Source organism: Erwinia billingiae Eb661 (assembly GCF_000196615.1).
GTDB lineage: Bacteria > Pseudomonadota > Gammaproteobacteria > Enterobacterales > Enterobacteriaceae > Erwinia > Erwinia billingiae.
This window is the reverse complement of record NC_014306.1, coordinates 4,085,833-4,101,229: the sequence shown is the minus strand read 5'-3', so window position 1 is coordinate 4,101,229 and position 15,397 is coordinate 4,085,833. Positions and strand designations below refer to the sequence as shown.

General features: G+C 56.0%; 18 protein-coding genes and 1 pseudogene. 6 read left to right on the top strand and 13 right to left on the bottom strand.

The window, feature by feature from the left end:
* Positions 1-45: 45 nt before the first annotated feature.
* Positions 46-657 carry a TetR/AcrR family transcriptional regulator gene (locus EBC_RS20145; protein WP_049789626.1) on the bottom strand — a complete coding sequence of 204 codons (612 nt, stop codon included), beginning with the start codon at positions 655-657 and terminating at the stop codon, positions 46-48.
* 313 nt (positions 658-970) lie between these two features.
* Here EBC_RS20145 and EBC_RS20140 point away from each other — a divergent pair, with 313 nt between their 5' ends.
* On the top strand, positions 971-2,185 hold the full coding sequence (locus EBC_RS20140; RefSeq protein ID WP_013203699.1) for a Tm-1-like ATP-binding domain-containing protein: 1,215 nt from the start codon (positions 971-973) through the stop codon (positions 2,183-2,185).
* Between the two features lie 2 nt (positions 2,186-2,187).
* The gene (locus EBC_RS20135) at positions 2,188-3,015 is read left to right on the top strand and encodes a phosphoenolpyruvate hydrolase family protein (RefSeq protein WP_013203698.1); all 828 of its coding nucleotides are present in this window, start codon (positions 2,188-2,190) and stop codon (positions 3,013-3,015) included.
* 75 nt (positions 3,016-3,090) lie between these two features.
* On the opposite strand, the pseudogene mltC reads toward EBC_RS20135, so the two are convergent.
* The 3 genes and pseudogenes from mltC to mutY all read right to left on the bottom strand — a co-directional run bounded on the left by mltC (position 3,091) and on the right by mutY (position 5,583).
* Positions 3,091-4,171, bottom strand: a pseudogene (gene mltC / locus EBC_RS20130) (membrane-bound lytic murein transglycosylase MltC).
* A 51-nt stretch (positions 4,172-4,222) separates the two neighbouring features.
* Positions 4,223-4,495, bottom strand: coding sequence for an oxidative damage protection protein (locus EBC_RS20125; protein ID WP_013203695.1), 273 nt, complete (start codon positions 4,493-4,495; stop codon positions 4,223-4,225).
* On the bottom strand, positions 4,495-5,583 hold the full coding sequence (gene mutY / locus EBC_RS20120) for an A/G-specific adenine glycosylase (protein ID WP_013203694.1): 1,089 nt from the start codon (positions 5,581-5,583) through the stop codon (positions 4,495-4,497). The genes EBC_RS20125 and mutY overlap by 1 nt, the downstream gene beginning before the upstream one ends.
* Before the next feature lie 151 nt (positions 5,584-5,734).
* On the opposite strand from mutY, the gene trmB reads away from it, so the two are divergent.
* The 3 genes from trmB to EBC_RS20105 all read left to right on the top strand — a co-directional run bounded on the left by trmB (position 5,735) and on the right by EBC_RS20105 (position 7,591).
* Positions 5,735-6,454, top strand: a complete 720-nt coding sequence (gene trmB / locus EBC_RS20115) for a tRNA (guanosine(46)-N7)-methyltransferase TrmB (RefSeq protein ID WP_013203693.1) — start codon at positions 5,735-5,737, stop codon at positions 6,452-6,454.
* The gene (locus tag EBC_RS20110) at positions 6,454-6,780 is read left to right on the top strand and encodes a YggL family protein (protein WP_013203692.1); all 327 of its coding nucleotides are present in this window, start codon (positions 6,454-6,456) and stop codon (positions 6,778-6,780) included. The genes trmB and EBC_RS20110 overlap by 1 nt, the downstream gene beginning before the upstream one ends.
* Positions 6,781-6,877: 97 nt before the next feature.
* Positions 6,878-7,591, top strand: coding sequence for a YggN family protein (locus EBC_RS20105; protein WP_013203691.1), 714 nt, complete (start codon positions 6,878-6,880; stop codon positions 7,589-7,591).
* Between the two features lie 55 nt (positions 7,592-7,646).
* Here the strand turns inward: EBC_RS20105 and hemW are convergent, their stop codons facing one another.
* The 4 genes from hemW to EBC_RS20085 are packed head-to-tail and all read right to left on the bottom strand — an operon-like array spanning position 7,647 to position 10,673.
* Positions 7,647-8,795, bottom strand: coding sequence for a radical SAM family heme chaperone HemW (gene hemW, locus EBC_RS20100; protein ID WP_013203690.1), 1,149 nt, complete (start codon positions 8,793-8,795; stop codon positions 7,647-7,649).
* Positions 8,788-9,381: an XTP/dITP diphosphatase gene (locus EBC_RS20095; RefSeq protein WP_013203689.1), complete on the bottom strand. Its 594-nt coding sequence runs from the start codon at positions 9,379-9,381 to the stop codon at positions 8,788-8,790. Before EBC_RS20095 ends, hemW begins: the two co-directional genes overlap by 8 nt.
* A gap of 21 nt (positions 9,382-9,402) precedes the next feature.
* The gene (locus EBC_RS20090; RefSeq protein ID WP_013203688.1) at positions 9,403-9,957 is read right to left on the bottom strand and encodes a YggT family protein; all 555 of its coding nucleotides are present in this window, start codon (positions 9,955-9,957) and stop codon (positions 9,403-9,405) included.
* Positions 9,958-9,965: 8 nt separating this feature from the next.
* Positions 9,966-10,673: a YggS family pyridoxal phosphate-dependent enzyme gene (locus tag EBC_RS20085; protein WP_013203687.1), complete on the bottom strand. Its 708-nt coding sequence runs from the start codon at positions 10,671-10,673 to the stop codon at positions 9,966-9,968.
* A 16-nt stretch (positions 10,674-10,689) separates the two neighbouring features.
* Here EBC_RS20085 and EBC_RS20080 point away from each other — a divergent pair, with 16 nt between their 5' ends.
* The gene (locus EBC_RS20080; protein WP_013203686.1) at positions 10,690-11,697 is read left to right on the top strand and encodes a type IV pilus twitching motility protein PilT; all 1,008 of its coding nucleotides are present in this window, start codon (positions 10,690-10,692) and stop codon (positions 11,695-11,697) included.
* 16 nt (positions 11,698-11,713) lie between these two features.
* Here the strand turns inward: EBC_RS20080 and ruvX are convergent, their stop codons facing one another.
* The 5 genes from ruvX to endA form a co-directional block, all read right to left on the bottom strand.
* The gene (gene ruvX / locus EBC_RS20075; protein WP_013203685.1) at positions 11,714-12,136 is read right to left on the bottom strand and encodes a Holliday junction resolvase RuvX; all 423 of its coding nucleotides are present in this window, start codon (positions 12,134-12,136) and stop codon (positions 11,714-11,716) included.
* Entirely contained in the window at positions 12,136-12,699 is a 564-nt protein-coding gene (locus EBC_RS20070) for a YqgE/AlgH family protein (RefSeq protein ID WP_013203684.1), read from the bottom strand. The genes ruvX and EBC_RS20070 overlap by 1 nt, the downstream gene beginning before the upstream one ends.
* 94 nt (positions 12,700-12,793) lie before the next feature.
* Complete coding sequence (gene gshB, locus EBC_RS20065; RefSeq protein ID WP_013203683.1) at positions 12,794-13,738, bottom strand: glutathione synthase; 945 nt, start codon at positions 13,736-13,738, stop codon at positions 12,794-12,796.
* A gap of 39 nt (positions 13,739-13,777) precedes the next feature.
* Entirely contained in the window at positions 13,778-14,509 is a 732-nt protein-coding gene (rsmE, locus tag EBC_RS20060) for a 16S rRNA (uracil(1498)-N(3))-methyltransferase (protein ID WP_013203682.1), read from the bottom strand.
* Positions 14,510-14,583: 74 nt separating this feature from the next.
* Positions 14,584-15,297 carry a deoxyribonuclease I gene (endA, locus tag EBC_RS20055; protein ID WP_013203681.1) on the bottom strand — a complete coding sequence of 238 codons (714 nt, stop codon included), beginning with the start codon at positions 15,295-15,297 and terminating at the stop codon, positions 14,584-14,586.
* Positions 15,298-15,397 lie beyond the last annotated feature (100 nt).

Genomic DNA, 15,397 nt, shown 5'->3' with positions numbered 1-15,397 from the left:
GAGTATCAGGGGCCGCGATTGTGGCCCCTGTGCTTTTGCGGCAGCTCAGTCCGCCGTCAGCGCTTTTTCATCTTCACGCGCCTGACGGACGATCGCTTTGGCTATCCACTTGCCAATATCTTCCAGCTGCACGTTATCGCAGCCCCAGATATCCTTCATCACCAGAAAAATCTCCGAGCCGTACACCAGCGACAGCGACTGAACCACGCGCTCCACCATCTTCGGCGACATCTCCTGGTTTAACGGCTCAACCACATGCTGCAGCATCGCCTTGCGGTTACCCCTGATCAGCTTCTCTTTTTCAGGCCGTTCGCTGGAGCGTGACTGTGCCCACTGCGTCAGAGAAAGGTGCAGGGCAGCACGCAACGTGCCTTCATGCTCCAGCATGCGCGGGAAGGCAAATCCCAGCATCTCATCAATGCGGTCGCCGGTGTCTTGTTTAGTCGGACGCCAGTTTTTGATCGGGCTGAGCGTCTCAGTCACGATGGCCGAAACCAGCGCGCTCTGAGTGGGAAAATAACGGTAGGCAGTCGCCCGCGAAAGCTGTGCTTCCTGAGCCACTTCGGTGATCGACGGGAAGGCGCCACTGTCGAACATCTTCATTGCAGTTTCAATTAGTAAGCGTCGTGTTCTTGCCCTTGTAGCGGTTAATGTCATAACCCCAGCGGAATCCCTTTGCTCCACAATAACCTCATTTGTTCAATTAATTCGGCTTGAAATTCAAGCGATTGACGAATAATGCCCGGAAGAAATCGCGATGACTTCGGGGCAAATCTAAAAGCCAGACCTCAGCCGTAAGCATAGTAAACATCTCTGTGAGACGCATATTTCATTCAATTGATTTACCAATAATGAAGGTGGTACTGTAATCTCGTGGCCTTGAAAATAATGAGGCGTACAGGTTATGTACGTTTTTATTACTGGTTTTTCAAGTTCTTATTTCGTCTGATAACAGGGTGTTGTTACGACTATGAGTATAAACGCAGGTTATATCTACGCTGTTGCTACAGCAGATACTAAAGGAAGGGAACTGTTTTACGTCAGTGATTGCATCGCCAAAACCGGTGCAGACGTGTTAACAGTTGATCTGTCAACTCAACCAGTTATGCCTTCTGAAGCGGATTTCCCCCCGGAACTGATCGCCGACTTCCATCCCGATGGACGCAACGCGGTGTTTTGCGGCGACCGCGGCAGAGCCATTGATGCCATGGCGCTGGCATTTAAGAATTTCCTCAGCAAAAGAAGCGATCTTCTCGGCGTGATTGGTTTAGGCGGATCCGGCGGAACGGCGCTGATCACCCCGGCGATGCAGGCACTGCCCATCGGCATCCCGAAAGTGATGGTTTCTACCATGGCCTCCGGCGACGTCTCCGGCTATGTCGGCGCCAGCGATATCACCATGCTGAATTCCGTGACCGATGTGGCGGGCCTGAACCGCATCTCCCGACGGGTGCTGGCCAACGCCGCCCACCAGGTGGCGGGTGCCGTGTTGTGGGACGTTGAAGAGGATCCGAATGAAAATCCGGCGCTGGGGCTGACCATGTTCGGCGTTACCACGCCCTGCATTCAGCACGTCAGCGCCGCGCTGGAAAAGGACTATGACTGCGTGGTGTTCCACGCCACCGGCAGCGGCGGCATGGCGATGGAAAAACTCACCGCCAGCTATATGCTGTCCGGCCTGCTCGATCTGACCACCACTGAAGTGTGCGACCTGCTGTTTGGTGGCGTGCTGGCCTGTGATGATACCCGCTTTGATGCGCTGGCCAGCTCAGAGGTGCCCTGCGTGATCTCCTGCGGTGCGCTGGATATGGTCAACTTCGGCCATGCCGACAGCGTGCCGGAAAAATATGCCGACCGTCTCTTCTATCATCACAATGCGCAGGTTACGCTGATGCGCACCACGGTTGAGGAGAATGTGGCGCTGGCAACCTGGATCGCCGACAAGTTGAACCGGTGTCAGGGGAAAATTGTGTTCCTGATCCCGGAAGGCGGATTTTCGGCACTGGATGCGCCAGGCCAGGCATTCTGGTCTCCGGACGCCGATCGGGCCTTTATTACCACGCTGGAAGACCGTTTAGTGCAGACGGCAAAGCGTAAAATACTTCGCGTACCCTATAACATTAACGACCGGGAATTTGCACAGATTGCTGTGGAGCAGTTCCGCCAACTGGCAAAGGAGTACTGAGAATGGCTTTTACCCGTCAGGAAATACTGACAAAATTTAACCAGATGATTGCCCGCCGCGAGCCGATTATCGGCGGCGGTGCCGGCACCGGCCTCTCTGCGAAATGCGAAGAGGCAGGCGGCATCGATCTTATCGTCATTTACAACTCAGGCCGTTATCGCATGGCAGGACGCGGTTCGCTGGCCGGACTGCTGGCCTACGGTAACGCCAATGAGATTGTGGTGGATATGGCGAAGGAAGTGCTGCCGGTGGTGAAAAATACCCCGGTTCTGGCCGGCGTCAACGGCACCGATCCGTTCTGCCAGTTCGATCGTTTTCTGGACGAGCTGAAAGCGTTGGGCTTTTCGGGCGTGCAAAACTTCCCGACCGTCGGGCTGATCGATGGTAACTTCCGCGCCAATCTGGAAGAGACCGGCATGGGCTACGGCCTGGAAGTCGATATGATCCGTCTGGCGCACCAGAAAGAGATGCTGACCACGCCGTATGTGTTCAGCGAAGCCGATGCCATCGCCATGACCGAAGCCGGTGCCGATATTATCGTGCCGCATATGGGGCTGACCACCGGTGGGAATATTGGCGCAGAAACCGCGCTGAAGTTAGCGGATTGCGTGCCGCTGATTAATCAGTGGGCCACGGCGGCGAAAAGCGTGCGGGAAAACGTGATTGTGCTGTGCCACGGCGGGCCGATTTCCAGCCCGGAAGATGCCCAGTACATTCTGGATAACTGCCCGCAGTGCGACGGTTTTTACGGGGCCAGCTCAATGGAGCGTCTGCCAACCGAAACCGCACTGACCGACACCACAAAACAATTCAAAAATATCAGCCGTTAATTTTTGCCCACAGCAGGGCGTATCAACCATAAAAAAGGGCAGCCCTTACGGAGCTGCCCTTTTTTTGCCTCACTATCAGTACGAGTGGTAGCTCTTCTGCGCGCTGCTCACTTTATACAGATAACGACGGGATTCCGCCGACGGATGATTGGTGGTCAGCGTCTGATACACCTCGGCTGGCGACAGATTGTTGATGGTGTTAAACGCCCGCGTTTTATCGCTGGAGAACACTTTCAACACGCTGCCCGCGCCACCGTTATAGGCAGTGATCACCGCATAACGCCGCGAGGTTGGGTTGGTGATCCCGGCCAGATAGCTGCCCTGCAGGATCGACAGATAGGCGGTACCGGCATCAATGTTGTTTTCCGGATCCAGCAGATAGCTGCGGCTCGGTTTACCCCATTTGCCCTTCATGCGGAACACGTCAACCCCGGCGGTGTGCTGCACCACCTGCATCAATCCCAGCGCGTCGGCATTACTGACCGCATACGGGTTAAAGCTCGATTCAATCTGCATAATCGCCAGGATCAACGACTGATCGACGCCATACTTCGCGGAGGCTTCGCGCACCATCGGCAGGTATTTATGGGCACGCTTATCCAGATGGTTTGGCACCATCGGAATGGTGATCGAGTAGATCACATGCAGCCCGGAGGTGCGGCGCTGCAGCTTGTTCTGGATCAGATAGTCCGCGAAGGTGGCCGCACGGCCTTGCCAGCGGATCGCCTGTCCGGTGTTATCCAGCACCTGGCCGTAAAGCAGCGGCTCGGTACCAAGCTTAATATCATTGGCATCCGAGTACAGGTCGACATTCCCCGGATCGTTACCGATCAACAGGGTAGTGATGATCGCCTGACGCAGGCTGGTCATCGGATCGGTCCCGGCAATGGTCTCGATGGTGATCGATCCCGACTCAAAGTTGATGTGGCTGCGGGTGTAATATTGATCGCTGTACTTCACGTAGTCTTTGGGGCCGGCGATCAGCACTTCGTTGATGCCCCAGATATTCTCGATGTTATGGGCAAACTGTCCCATCAGAATATCGAATCCGTTGGTGTCTTTAACCCACTCTTCGTGGAAAGCCGGCTTTTTTGTTGCCTGAGCAGGAAATCAGCAGCGGCGCTATTACCAGCAAACTAAGTAGTTTCTTATTCATCTTGTCGTGCTTCGCCCACATTGAGAGGGCCTCATCTGTGAGGCCCAACGATTATTCTTCTGGCGGGGTGTAACCTTCGATATGGACCTCATGCCCTTCAAACAGGAATTTGATCATCTCCTGTTCAAGCTGCTTACGATCGTCGGGGTTCATCATGCTGAGCTTCTTCTCGTTGATCAGCATGGTTTGTTTGCTCATCCACTGTGACCAGGCTTCTTTCGAAATCTCATTATAGATACGTTTGCCCGTCTCACCCGGATACAGCTGGAAATCCTGCCCTTCGGCGTCACGTTGCAGGAACGTGCAAAAAATCATTCGGCTCATTACTCTTCCTCTTCTGTCGCGCGGATGTTCAGCGCTTTCTGTTGTGGCTGACGCAGCTGTTGTAACAGGCGATCCACCGGCGCGGCCAGCCCAACGGACTGTGGCTGCGCTAAGTTATACCAGAGACCAGCGCCTTCATCCATTACCGCGCCTGCCGGAGGCAGTTCCAGCCACATTGGCACAATATCCAGGTGGAAATGGCTAAAGGTGTGACGAAACGCGATGCTCTGTTTCAGCGTTGCGCCATCAATGCGTTTGTCGCTCAGCCACTGTTGCAACTCGGGCAGGGTAGCAAACTGCGGGAAACAGAACAGCCCGCCCCACAGGCCGACCGGCGGGCGCTGTTCCAGCCAGACTTCCTGATCCTGCTGCATCATCAACAGCCAGCCGGTGCGCACCGGCAGCGTCTGTTTTGGCTTTTTGCCGGGGTAACTGGCCCAGCTGCCGTTGGCATAGGCGATGCAGCCCAGATTCAGCGGGCAGATTTCGCATTTAGGTTTTGAGCGGGTACAGACCATCGCCCCTAAATCCATCATCGCCTGATTAAACTGGCTGACGCCTTCTGCCGGCGTGACCTCTTCGCTGATCTCCCAGAGACGCTTCTCGACCTCTTTTTTGCCCGGCCAGCCGGAGACGGCATAGCAGCGGGCCAACACGCGCTTAACGTTGCCGTCGAGGATCGGATAATGCTGCCCGAGAGATAAAGAGAGGACCGCGCCCGCCGTCGACCGGCCGACGCCGGGCAAATCCATCACCTCGTCAAAGGTCTGCGGGAAAATGCCGTTGTGCTTCTCCGCCACCGTTTTCGCCGCTTTATGCAGATTGCGCGCGCGGGCGTAGTAACCGAGGCCGGTCCATAAATGCAGAACTTCATCCAGCGGGGCGTTGGCTAAATCGCTGATTTCAGGGAAGCGCGCCATAAAGCGTTCGAAATAAGGGATAACCGTCGCGACCTGCGTTTGTTGCAGCATCACTTCCGAAAGCCAGACTTTATACGGCGTTTTTTCCAGCTGCCAGGGCAGAGTTTTGCGGCCAAAGCGCTGATACCACTCCAGTACCTGCCGTGAGAACTGCGGCGCTTGCATCATGTCAGAGAAATATCCTGGATAAGTGAAAATCAGGCTGGGATTCCAGCACAGACCAACTATGCTGTAAACCGGAAGTTACCGGGGCTTGCTTAACCGCTGTAACTTTGCATAATGCCCCCTTTCCAGAGATTGCAGACCAGCAGGCAGAAATATGAAGAGTGATGTCATTTCCCCGGAGTTTGATGAGAACGGTCGCCCAATGCGCCGTATTCGCAGCTTCGTTCGTCGTCAGGGTCGTCTGACGAAAGGCCAGCAGCACGCGCTGGACAATTACTGGCCGGTAATGGGTGTTGAGTATCAGCCTGAACCTGTTGATCTGGTCAGCTTATTTGGCCGTGAATCACCGGTGGTGCTGGAGATCGGTTTCGGCATGGGGGCTTCTCTGGTCACCATGGCGCAGAATAATCCGGCGCAGGACTTCCTCGGAATTGAAGTGCATTCACCCGGCGTCGGCGCTTGCCTGAGCAGCGCGCAGGAAGCCGGCGTGGAGAATCTGCGCGTGATGTGCCACGATGCGGTCGACGTGTTAGAGAAGATGATCCCGGATAATTCGCTGCGTATGGTGCAGCTGTTCTTCCCGGACCCGTGGCACAAAGCGCGTCATAACAAACGCCGTATCGTGCAGGCCCCGTTTGCCGAGCTGGTGATGCGCAAGCTGAAGCTGGGCGGCGTGTTCCATATGGCTACCGACTGGGAAGCCTATGCCGAGCACATGCTGGAAGTGATGAACAGCATTGCTGGCTATAAAAACCAGTCAGAAACACAAGACTACGTGCCGCGCCCAGAGTCGCGTCCGTTAACGAAATTTGAACAGCGTGGCCAGCGTCTTGGTCACGGTGTTTGGGATCTGATGTTTGAGAGGATTAAATAATGGCTACCCAACGCAGTCGTCGCTTACGCAAGAAAATGCATATCGATGAGTTTCAGGAATTAGGTTTCTCAATTGGTTTCTCCTTCCCGGAAGGCACCAGCGAAGAGACCATCGACAAAAGTGTTGATGCGCTGATCGAAGAAGTGATCGACCCGAACGGCCTGGCCTTTGATGGCAGCGGCTACCTGCACTGGGAAGGTTTGATTTGCCTGCAGCAGACCGGCAAATGCACCGATGAGCACCGCGAGCTGGTGCGCAAATGGCTGGAAGAACGTAAACTGAACAACATTCAGGTCACCGAACTTTTCGATGTCTGGTGGGACTAAGTCAGTATCCCTCGTCGCATCTGAAAGGATGTCGGGATAAACGGATGTTTGTTGGGGCCACGCATGCGTGGCCTTTTCTTTCTCAGGAGAATGCAAAATGCGTAAAGCGATGATGGTGGCAGCGCTGTTGCTGGCAGCGGGTCAGGCTCAGGCTGACTATCAATGTAGCGTGAAACCCCAGGATGACATCGTGATCTCCCCGCAGACTGTGCAGGTGGTGGGTGCCAGCGGCAATCTGGTGATCACCCCAACCGGCGACGTGCAGCAAAACGGCAAAGCGGCCACGGTTGACACCGCCACGCGCCAGAAAGCGATTGATTACCAGACCGCATTACGTCGTGATTTGCCGTGGATCGATCAGGGTGCACGTCAGCGTCTGGAAAAAGGCCGCGTTGCGCTGGATAAAGTGATTGTTGAAAAGCTCGGGCAGGACAGCAACGTGCGTAACCGTCTGACCTCGCTGGATACGCAGCTGAAACAGCAGATGAACCGGATTATTGAGCATCGCAGCGATGGGCTGACCTTCCATCATCAGGCCATCGATCAGGTGCGCAAAGATGGCGAGGCGCTGGTGCAGAGTGCGATGGGCGGCGTGGTGCAGGACAGCCTGAACGAGATGGGCAGCAAGCAGGCCGGTAACGGCGGGAATCCGCTGCAGGCGCTGATGGGCAATCTCGGCGGTTTACAGCAGTCGTTACAGGACGAGTGGAAAGGGCAGGAGCAGGATTTCCAGAACTTCGGTCATGAAGTCTGTAACCGGGTGACGGTGCTGGAAGATCAGCGCCAGGCGATGATTGCCGGCCTGAAGTAAGCCCAACCGTGCACGATAAAAAAACGCCTGATGAAGTTCATCAGGCGTTTTGTTTTTATGGCGTCTCTTCTTCTGCAAGGAACAGCTCAAGCAGCGAGTTGAGGAACAGCTTCCCTTTTTCCGTCACCTGCCAGCTTTCCGCCGTTTCCGTCAGATAGCCTTCGCTGAGGGCGCGATCGATTTGCGGGCGGATGCTGCACTCATCCAGGCCGGTATACAGCGGATATTCGGCACGTGGCGCCGCTTCCAGCAACCGGAAGCGGTTCATAAAGAATTCGAACGGCTTGTCGCTGTCGCTGACCTCCTGCTGACGGTCGAGATATTTTCCGGCCATAAACCCGCGTGGATGACGGGTTTTGGTGGTGCGGATAATGCGGCCATCGTTCTGGGTCAGCTTGCCGTGTGCGCCACAGCCAATCCCTAAGTAGTCACCAAAGCGCCAGTAGTTGAGGTTGTGCTCACAGCGATAACCCGGTTTGGCATAGGCCGAGGTTTCGTACTGCACGTAACCTGCCGCCGTCAGCAGCCGATCGCCCTGTTCGAAGATATCCCACAGCGCGTCGTCATCCGGCAGTTTTGGCGGACGTGAGGCAAACAGCGTGTTGGGTTCGATAGTCAGCTGATACCACGACAGATGCGGTGGGTTCAGCGCAATCGCCTGGCGTAAATCGTCCAGCGCCTCTTCAAGGGACTGATCCGGCAAACCGTGCATCAAATCGAGGTTAAAGCTGCGCAGATTCAAATCTGTTGCCAGTTGAGCGGCGCGCTTTGCTTCTTCCGGGCCGTGAATGCGTCCCAAACGCTCCAGTTTCTGCGCGCTGAAACTCTGCACCCCGATTGAGATGCGGTTGATTCCGGCGCGCTGGTAGCCGCTGAAGCGGTCTGCTTCCACGGCACCGGGATTGGCTTCCATGGTGATTTCCGCCGTGGCAGAAAGGGGCAGGCGGGCGCGAACGCCATCCAGCAACATCTGCATGGCTTCACTGCTTAACAAACTCGGCGTGCCGCCGCCGATGAAAATGGTGCTGACTTCGCGCCCGGAGGTCAGGTGAAGGTCGGCATCCAGATCCGCCAGCAGGTGCTGCACATACTCCTGGTGCGGCACATCCCCTTTCAGCGCGTGCGAGTTGAAGTCGCAGTAGGGGCACTTCTGCACGCACCAGGGAATATGGATATACAGACTGAGTGGCGGCAGCTTACGCATTGCGCATCGCTTCCAGCAGCAGCGTCATGGCTTTGCCACGATGGGAAACCGCGTGCTTCTCGGCTTTGGTCATCTCACCGGCGGTTTTACCCAGCTTAGGTACAAAGAAGATCGGGTCATAGCCGAAGCCGCCTTCGCCCACGGCGCTGCGGGTGATTTCACCCTGCCAGCTGCCATGAAACACCAGTGGCGTAGGGTCTTCTGCGTGGCGCAGATAAACCAGCACGCAATGGAACTGCGCCTGACGCTTATCGTCAGGCACGTTTTCCAGCGCCGCCAACAGCTTCAGCAGGTTCTGCCGATCGCTGGCGTCTTCCCCGGCATAGCGCGCCGAGTAAATGCCCGGTGCGCCGCCCAGCGCATCGACCGCCAGCCCGGAGTCATCGGCAATCGCCGGCAGGCCGGTTATCGCCGCCGCATGACGCGCTTTCAGGATGGCGTTTTCAATAAACGTCAGGCCAGTCTCTTCAGCTGACTCCACGCCCAGTTCGGTTTGCGCCACAATGTCGAGGCCAAAGGCGGCCAGTAAATCAGCCATTTCACGAACTTTGCCGGGGTTGCCGGTGGCGAGCACTACTTTTTGCATATCAGGTCCAGAATTTTCAGGTTACAGCAGATACCAGAGGCCAGGGAACAGGTCCATGCCCAGGTAGTTCAGCATATACAGGATCAAAATCACTACCATGGCCGAGAAGTCGATACCGCCCATCGCGGGCAGTATCCGGCGGATAGGGGACATCAGCGGCTCGGTCAGTTGGATCAGCACCTGATCCACCGGGCCACGGCCCTGGCTGATCCAGCTCATCAGTGAACGGATGATGATCACCCAGAACACCAGGTTGCCCGCTGACTTCAGCAGCGATAACAGACCCACCAGCAGATTCATCGGGTCAACCGAGAAGGCACCCACCTGAATCAGCAACAAAATCGGGTATTTCAGCGTCGTCAGCACAAACGCCAGCAACAGTGACGCGGTATCTACCGGGCCAATGGAGGGCAGGATCCGTCGCAACGGTTTCACCACCGGTTGGGTAATTTTAACGACAAACTGCGCCAGTGGGTTATAGAAATCGGCTCGTGACCACTGCATCCAGATACGTAATAACAGCACCATTACGTACAGGTCGATCAGGGTTTTGACCAGGAAAGTCAACGTCAGCATGGGGTTCCTCAGTTATTGTTGTGAGCGGCGCTGTAATCACGCGCGCCAAAAATAGCGGTGCCAATGCGCACCATGGTACTGCCTGCCGCGATTGCAGCATCCATATCGTCGCTCATTCCCAGAGAAAGCGTATCGACAGCGGGATAGTCTTTTTTCAGTGCGTTAAACGCCTCTGCCATCTGCTGGCACACCGCTAACTGCCGCGAATACTCTGCTTCGGGTGCCGGAATGGCCATCAGGCCACGCAGCGTTAAGCGCGGCAGCAGGGCGATCTCTTTTGCCAGTTCGCTCAGTGCCTCCAGCATGATGCCAGATTTACTGTTTTCGTCACTGATGTTTATCTGAATCAGCACATTCAGCGACGGCAAATCAGCCGGACGCTGTTCGTTAAGCCGGGTGGCAATTTTCAGCCTGTCCACGGTGTGGCACCAGTCAAAGTTCTCCGCCACCAGTCGGCTCTTGTTGGATTGCAGCGGACCAATAAAGTGCCACTCCAGAGCGGAATTCCCCAGCGCCAGGATCTTATCCACGCCTTCCTGCACGTAGTTTTCACCAAAACACCGCTGGCCCGCAGCAATAGCTTCTTCGACCGCGCTCTGGGGTTTTGTTTTGCTGACTGCAAGCAAAGTAATCTCTGCCGGATCGCGCCCGCACTTTGCGGCTGCCGCGGAGATTCGCTCGCGGACTTGCTGTAGGTTGTGCTGAATCGAGGTCATAGTCAGGGAGTATTATATGGATATTGAGGACATGGTGGCCCTTAGTGTAAAGCATAACGCCTCGGATCTGCACCTTTGCAGTGGTCATTCTCCATTCTGGCGCCGTTGCGGCCAACTGGAGCCGATCGGCGCTTCACCGGTGGTCACCAGCGCGATGCTGGAAAGCCATGCGCGGCACTGGCTGACCGACGCCCAGCAGGCGGCATTCGCACAGGCCGGGCAGCTGGATTTTGCCCTGACCATGGCGGACGGAACGCGGCTGCGTGCCAACCTGTTCCGCCAGCGGCAGGGGCTGTCGCTGGCGTTGCGAGCGATCGCCAGCGAAAGCCCGGATATGGCCGCGCTAAAGCTGCCGGAAATTACCCGCTCGCTGCTTCAGCTGCAGGCCGGGCTGGTGCTGGTCACCGGGGCAACCGGCAGCGGAAAGTCCACCACGCTGGCGTCAATGATTACCGCCATCAACCAACAGCAGGCGCGGCATATTCTGACGCTGGAAGATCCCATCGAGTTTCTGCATCACAGCCAACGCTCGCTGATCCAGCAGCGCGAAATAGGCACGCATTGCGCGTCGTTCAGCGAAGGGTTGCGCAGCGCGCTGCGTGAAGATCCCGATGTCATCCTGCTGGGCGAACTGCGCGACGGCGATACCATTCAGCAGGCATTAACCGCCGCGGAAACCGGGCATCTGGTGTTGGCAACGTTGCATACGCGAGGCGCAACGCAGGCCGTGGACCGGCTGGTGGACGTGTTTCCGGGAGCGGAGAAAAACCTGATCCGCAGCCAGCTGGCCGGGAGCATGAAGGCGGTGATCGCGCAACGGCTGGAGCCGGAAGGCGAGGGCCGCATCGCACTGTTCGAAGTGTTGGTCAATACGCCAGCGGTCGCGAACCTGATCCGTGAGGGCAAAACCCATCAGCTTGGCGGATTACTGGAAACGGGATCGCAGGTCGGCATGCAAACCTTTGCTCAGTGCCTCAAACAGAGGCAACAAGCGGGAATGCTGCTCCAGCTGGCAGGGGATTAGGGACGATTGTGCGACCTCAGGACCAGCTGTTTTCAAACCAGCTTTCGAGGATGATCACGGCGGAAAGGGAGTCGACGCTGCCTTTACTCAGGGCACGGAAACCCCCGCGCTCGAACAGCTCGGCGCGGGCTTCTACCGTGCTCAGGCGCTCGTCATGAAGGTCAACCTGTACGCCAAAACGGCCATGAATACGGTTAGCAAACTTACGTGCCCGGGCAGTCAGCGGTTGCTCGGTGCCGTCCATGTTCAGCGGCAGTCCAACCACCACGCGATCGGGTTCCCACTCTTTCAGCAACGCTTCAATCTTGTTCCAGTCCGGCGTGCCGTCCTGGGCCTTCAATGCCGCCAACGGCCTGGCGGTGCCGGTTAACTGTTGGCCGATCGCGACGCCGATGCTTTTGGTACCAAAATCAAACGCAAGCAAGGTCATATGGCTCATCAGGCGTGACCTGCATCGCTGGCGATATTGTGAATATCCACGCCAATGCTTTTTGCCGCTTCACGCCAGCGTTCAGCGATCGGGGTTTTGAACAGGATATTGCTGTTGGCCGGGGTGGTGAGCCAGGCATTTTCCAGCAGCTCACTTTCCAGCTGGTCTTTTTCCCAGGCGCAATAACCCAACGCGACCAGCACGTCTTTTGGCTGCTCCGGGGTTCCCAACGTTTCCAGCACGTCACGGGAGGTGGTGATCACCGTGTTGTCAGAAACACGAATGCTGGAGGCAAAGGTACGCTGGGCTGAATGCAGGATAAAACCCCGATCTTCCGCCAGCGGGCCGCCAGAAAAGACCGGCTTGTCGAGTTTGACCTCGGCTTCGCGTGGGGTAGGGCTGATTTTTAGCTTCTTGAGAATGCCGTCAACGGTCAGATTGTCCATTGGCTTATTCACAATCACGCCCATTGCCCCATCATCATTGTGCTCGCAGATGTAAACCACCGAGCGCTTAAATAACGGGTCTTGCAGCGTGGGCATCGCAATCAAAAAATGATGCTGTAAATTCATATCAGGATTCTGTAGTAGGGTTAACCGCCCAGGGCTGGCGCCCCGGGCGTAATTAACGGGTTAATAAAGGGGCCCGTTGACCCCATTCGATCTGTCAGGCCAGACGCTTTTCAATCGCGTCCATCAGCATACCAGTAATTGAAACCGGGAATGCTGCCTCGATCTCACGGATGCAGGTTGGGCTGGTCACGTTAATTTCGGTCAGCTTGTCGCCAATAATGTCCAGACCGACAAAAATCAGTCCTTTGGCTTTCAGCGTTGGGCCGACGCGACGGGCAATTTCCCAGTCGCTTTCGGTCAGCGGACGGGCTTCGCCACGGCCACCGGCCGCCAGATTGCCACGGGTTTCGCCGGACTTTGGAATACGCGCCAGGCAGTAAGGCACCGGCTCGCCATCCACAACCAGCACGCGCTTATCGCCTTCGGTGATCGCCGGGATGTAGTTTTGCGCCATGCAGTAGAAGTTGCCGTGCTCGGTCAGGGTTTCAATGATCACTGACAGATTCGGGTCTTCTTTCTTGATGCGGAAAATTGACGCGCCGCCCATGCCGTCCAGCGGCTTAAGAATGATGTCGCCATGCTCCTGCCAGAACTCGCGGATTTTCTGGGCACTGCGCGTCACCAGCGTGTCCGGCGTCAGCTCGGCAAACCAGGCGGTGAACAGCTTTTCGTTACAGTCGCGCAGGCTCTGCGGCTTGTTGACGATCAGCGTGCCTTTTTCCTCTGCACGTTCAAGAATGTAGGTGGCGTAGATGAATTCGGTATCGAACGGTGGATCCTTGCGCATTAATACCACGTTCAGATCGGCCAGCGCGATGTCCTGCTCGCTGCCGAAGTCGAACCACTTGTCGTAGTTCTGCTCCACGCTCAGGGTGCGGGTGCGCGCACGCGCTTCGCCGCCACGCAGGTAGAGATCGTTCATTTCCATGTAATGAATTTCGTACCCACGGCGCTGTGCTTCCAGCAACATGGCGAAGCTGCTGTCTTTTTTAATATTGATGGAGGTAATCGGGTCCATCACAATGCCAAGCTTAATCATTATTGCTTCTCCAGTGAGCTCTTTTTTTTTGCGGATGGGTTAGCCCAAATCGCCAAACCGGACCTGCAGGGCGGTAATCGCCGTCAGGGCCGTCGTTTCTGTTCTGAGCACTCTTGGGCCTAACAGAATATCTGTAAAGCCATATTGTGCTGTCATGCTGATTTCATCAGCGGTTAAGCCGCCTTCCGGGCCAATCAGCAGGCGTACCCGTTCAACGGGCAGCGGCAGAGTATTGATGCTCTGGCTGGCGCGGGGATGCAGGTTCAGCTTTAGGCCATCGTCCTGCTCAGCACTCCAGCGCTCCAGCATCATCGCTTCACGCACCTCAGGCACGCTGTTTCTGCCGCACTGTTCACAGGCAGCAATCACAATTTTTTGCCATTGCTGGTGTTTTTTCGCCAGCCGCTCAGCATCAAGCTTTACGCCACAGCGCTCAGAAAACAAGGGGGTGATCACATTTACCCCAAGTTCTACCGCCTTCTGAATGGTGAACTCCATCTTCTCACCACGCGACATCACCTGGCCTAAATGCAGGTGAAGCGGGGATTCACGGCTATCTTCGCGGCTTTCGCCGAGGGAAACGCGGACGCTTTTTTTGTCGGCCTGCACGATCTCAGCGGCAAAAGTCAGATTACTGCCATCGAACAATTCCAGGGCCTGTCCGGCACCCATTCGCAACACGCGGCCAACATGGTTAGCGGCCTCGTCGCAGAGAGCAATCTCGCTGCCCGCGGTAAGCAATTCGGGATGAAAAATGCGGGGTATACGCATGGAAATCCTGATAAATGTTAGCGGCCGGTAAACAGATCCGGCCTGAATATGGGCTCTAGTTTAGGTCAGTGATTTTACCGCTGGCAAGCTTGCTGTACATAGGGATTGTGGTTGCCCTGTACGCGCGCGATGCGATTGTCCCGTTCGCACTCCCATGAACTGACCGGATACTGCTTGTTCCAGACGGTCATCAGCTGGGTTTGCTGCCTGGACATGTCGATCTGATAGCGATCGCGCATATAGAACCAGGTGCGGGCAATGGCGCCGCGCGCGCGTGCAGGGGGCTCGGCCTGTTTGTTTTTGAAATCGATCTTCATTTCACACTGACCATACTGGCGCTCGCCGCCGTTCCACTGGCTGTACATAAAGTTTCCACGGTCGCCATTCACTTCGCCAATCGAAGGCTGAAGGTTGTGCAGATCGGTTTCGATCTGGCGGTAACCGGCATCTTTCGCGCACTGTTTGCGGCCGCCATTTTGCCAGCACTGACGCTGGTGGCCGAACGTCCAGGCCGGCACCACGTGTTCCCACTCGATGCGTTTCGCCCGGTTGGCATTTTTACGCACCTGATAGCCACAGGAGGCGAGGTCAGGCACGCCCTTTTTCCCTTTCCAGTGGATTTTACAGCCGCAATAGAACGATCCTGGCGCATCGGCGTTGATTTGAGCCGCATATTCTTTGGCCTGACCAAAGCTGTTCTGGTGATAGTTATCCAGGCTAAGGCCGTGAGCGAAAAAAGTCGGTAAAAACAGGGAGAGTGACAAGCAGTAAAAAATTTTGCGAAGCATGTTGCGGGCCTGGCCTGATAAACGAGGCGGCGAGAGTAACAGATGCGATTCGCTTCGGGAAATCAGTGCCAGAAAATCAGCGAGTTATTGCTGAATAATT

Bases quoted from the DNA above. Each gene is read 5' to 3' on its own strand.
- EBC_RS20090 (WP_013203688.1), bottom strand. From the start codon at position 9,957: ATGCTGACGTTGACTTTCCTGGTCAAAACCCTGATCGACCTGTACGTA.
- EBC_RS20145 (WP_049789626.1), bottom strand. From the start codon at position 657: ATGACATTAACCGCTACAAGGGCAAGAACACGACGCTTACTAATTGAA.
- EBC_RS20080 (WP_013203686.1), top strand. From the start codon at position 10,690: ATGGATATTGAGGACATGGTGGCCCTTAGTGTAAAGCATAACGCCTCG.
- endA (WP_013203681.1), bottom strand. From the start codon at position 15,297: ATGCTTCGCAAAATTTTTTACTGCTTGTCACTCTCCCTGTTTTTACCG.
- EBC_RS20135 (WP_013203698.1), top strand. From the start codon at position 2,188: ATGGCTTTTACCCGTCAGGAAATACTGACAAAATTTAACCAGATGATT.
- rsmE (WP_013203682.1), bottom strand. From the start codon at position 14,509: ATGCGTATACCCCGCATTTTTCATCCCGAATTGCTTACCGCGGGCAGC.
- trmB (WP_013203693.1), top strand. From the start codon at position 5,735: ATGAAGAGTGATGTCATTTCCCCGGAGTTTGATGAGAACGGTCGCCCA.
- EBC_RS20140 (WP_013203699.1), top strand. From the start codon at position 971: ATGAGTATAAACGCAGGTTATATCTACGCTGTTGCTACAGCAGATACT.
- EBC_RS20070 (WP_013203684.1), bottom strand. From the start codon at position 12,699: ATGAATTTACAGCATCATTTTTTGATTGCGATGCCCACGCTGCAAGAC.
- EBC_RS20085 (WP_013203687.1), bottom strand. From the start codon at position 10,673: ATGACCTCGATTCAGCACAACCTACAGCAAGTCCGCGAGCGAATCTCC.
- hemW (WP_013203690.1), bottom strand. From the start codon at position 8,795: ATGCGTAAGCTGCCGCCACTCAGTCTGTATATCCATATTCCCTGGTGC.
- EBC_RS20110 (WP_013203692.1), top strand. From the start codon at position 6,454: ATGGCTACCCAACGCAGTCGTCGCTTACGCAAGAAAATGCATATCGAT.
- EBC_RS20105 (WP_013203691.1), top strand. From the start codon at position 6,878: ATGCGTAAAGCGATGATGGTGGCAGCGCTGTTGCTGGCAGCGGGTCAG.
- mutY (WP_013203694.1), bottom strand. From the start codon at position 5,583: ATGATGCAAGCGCCGCAGTTCTCACGGCAGGTACTGGAGTGGTATCAG.
- EBC_RS20095 (WP_013203689.1), bottom strand. From the start codon at position 9,381: ATGCAAAAAGTAGTGCTCGCCACCGGCAACCCCGGCAAAGTTCGTGAA.
- ruvX (WP_013203685.1), bottom strand. From the start codon at position 12,136: ATGAGCCATATGACCTTGCTTGCGTTTGATTTTGGTACCAAAAGCATC.
- gshB (WP_013203683.1), bottom strand. From the start codon at position 13,738: ATGATTAAGCTTGGCATTGTGATGGACCCGATTACCTCCATCAATATT.
- EBC_RS20125 (WP_013203695.1), bottom strand. From the start codon at position 4,495: ATGAGCCGAATGATTTTTTGCACGTTCCTGCAACGTGACGCCGAAGGG.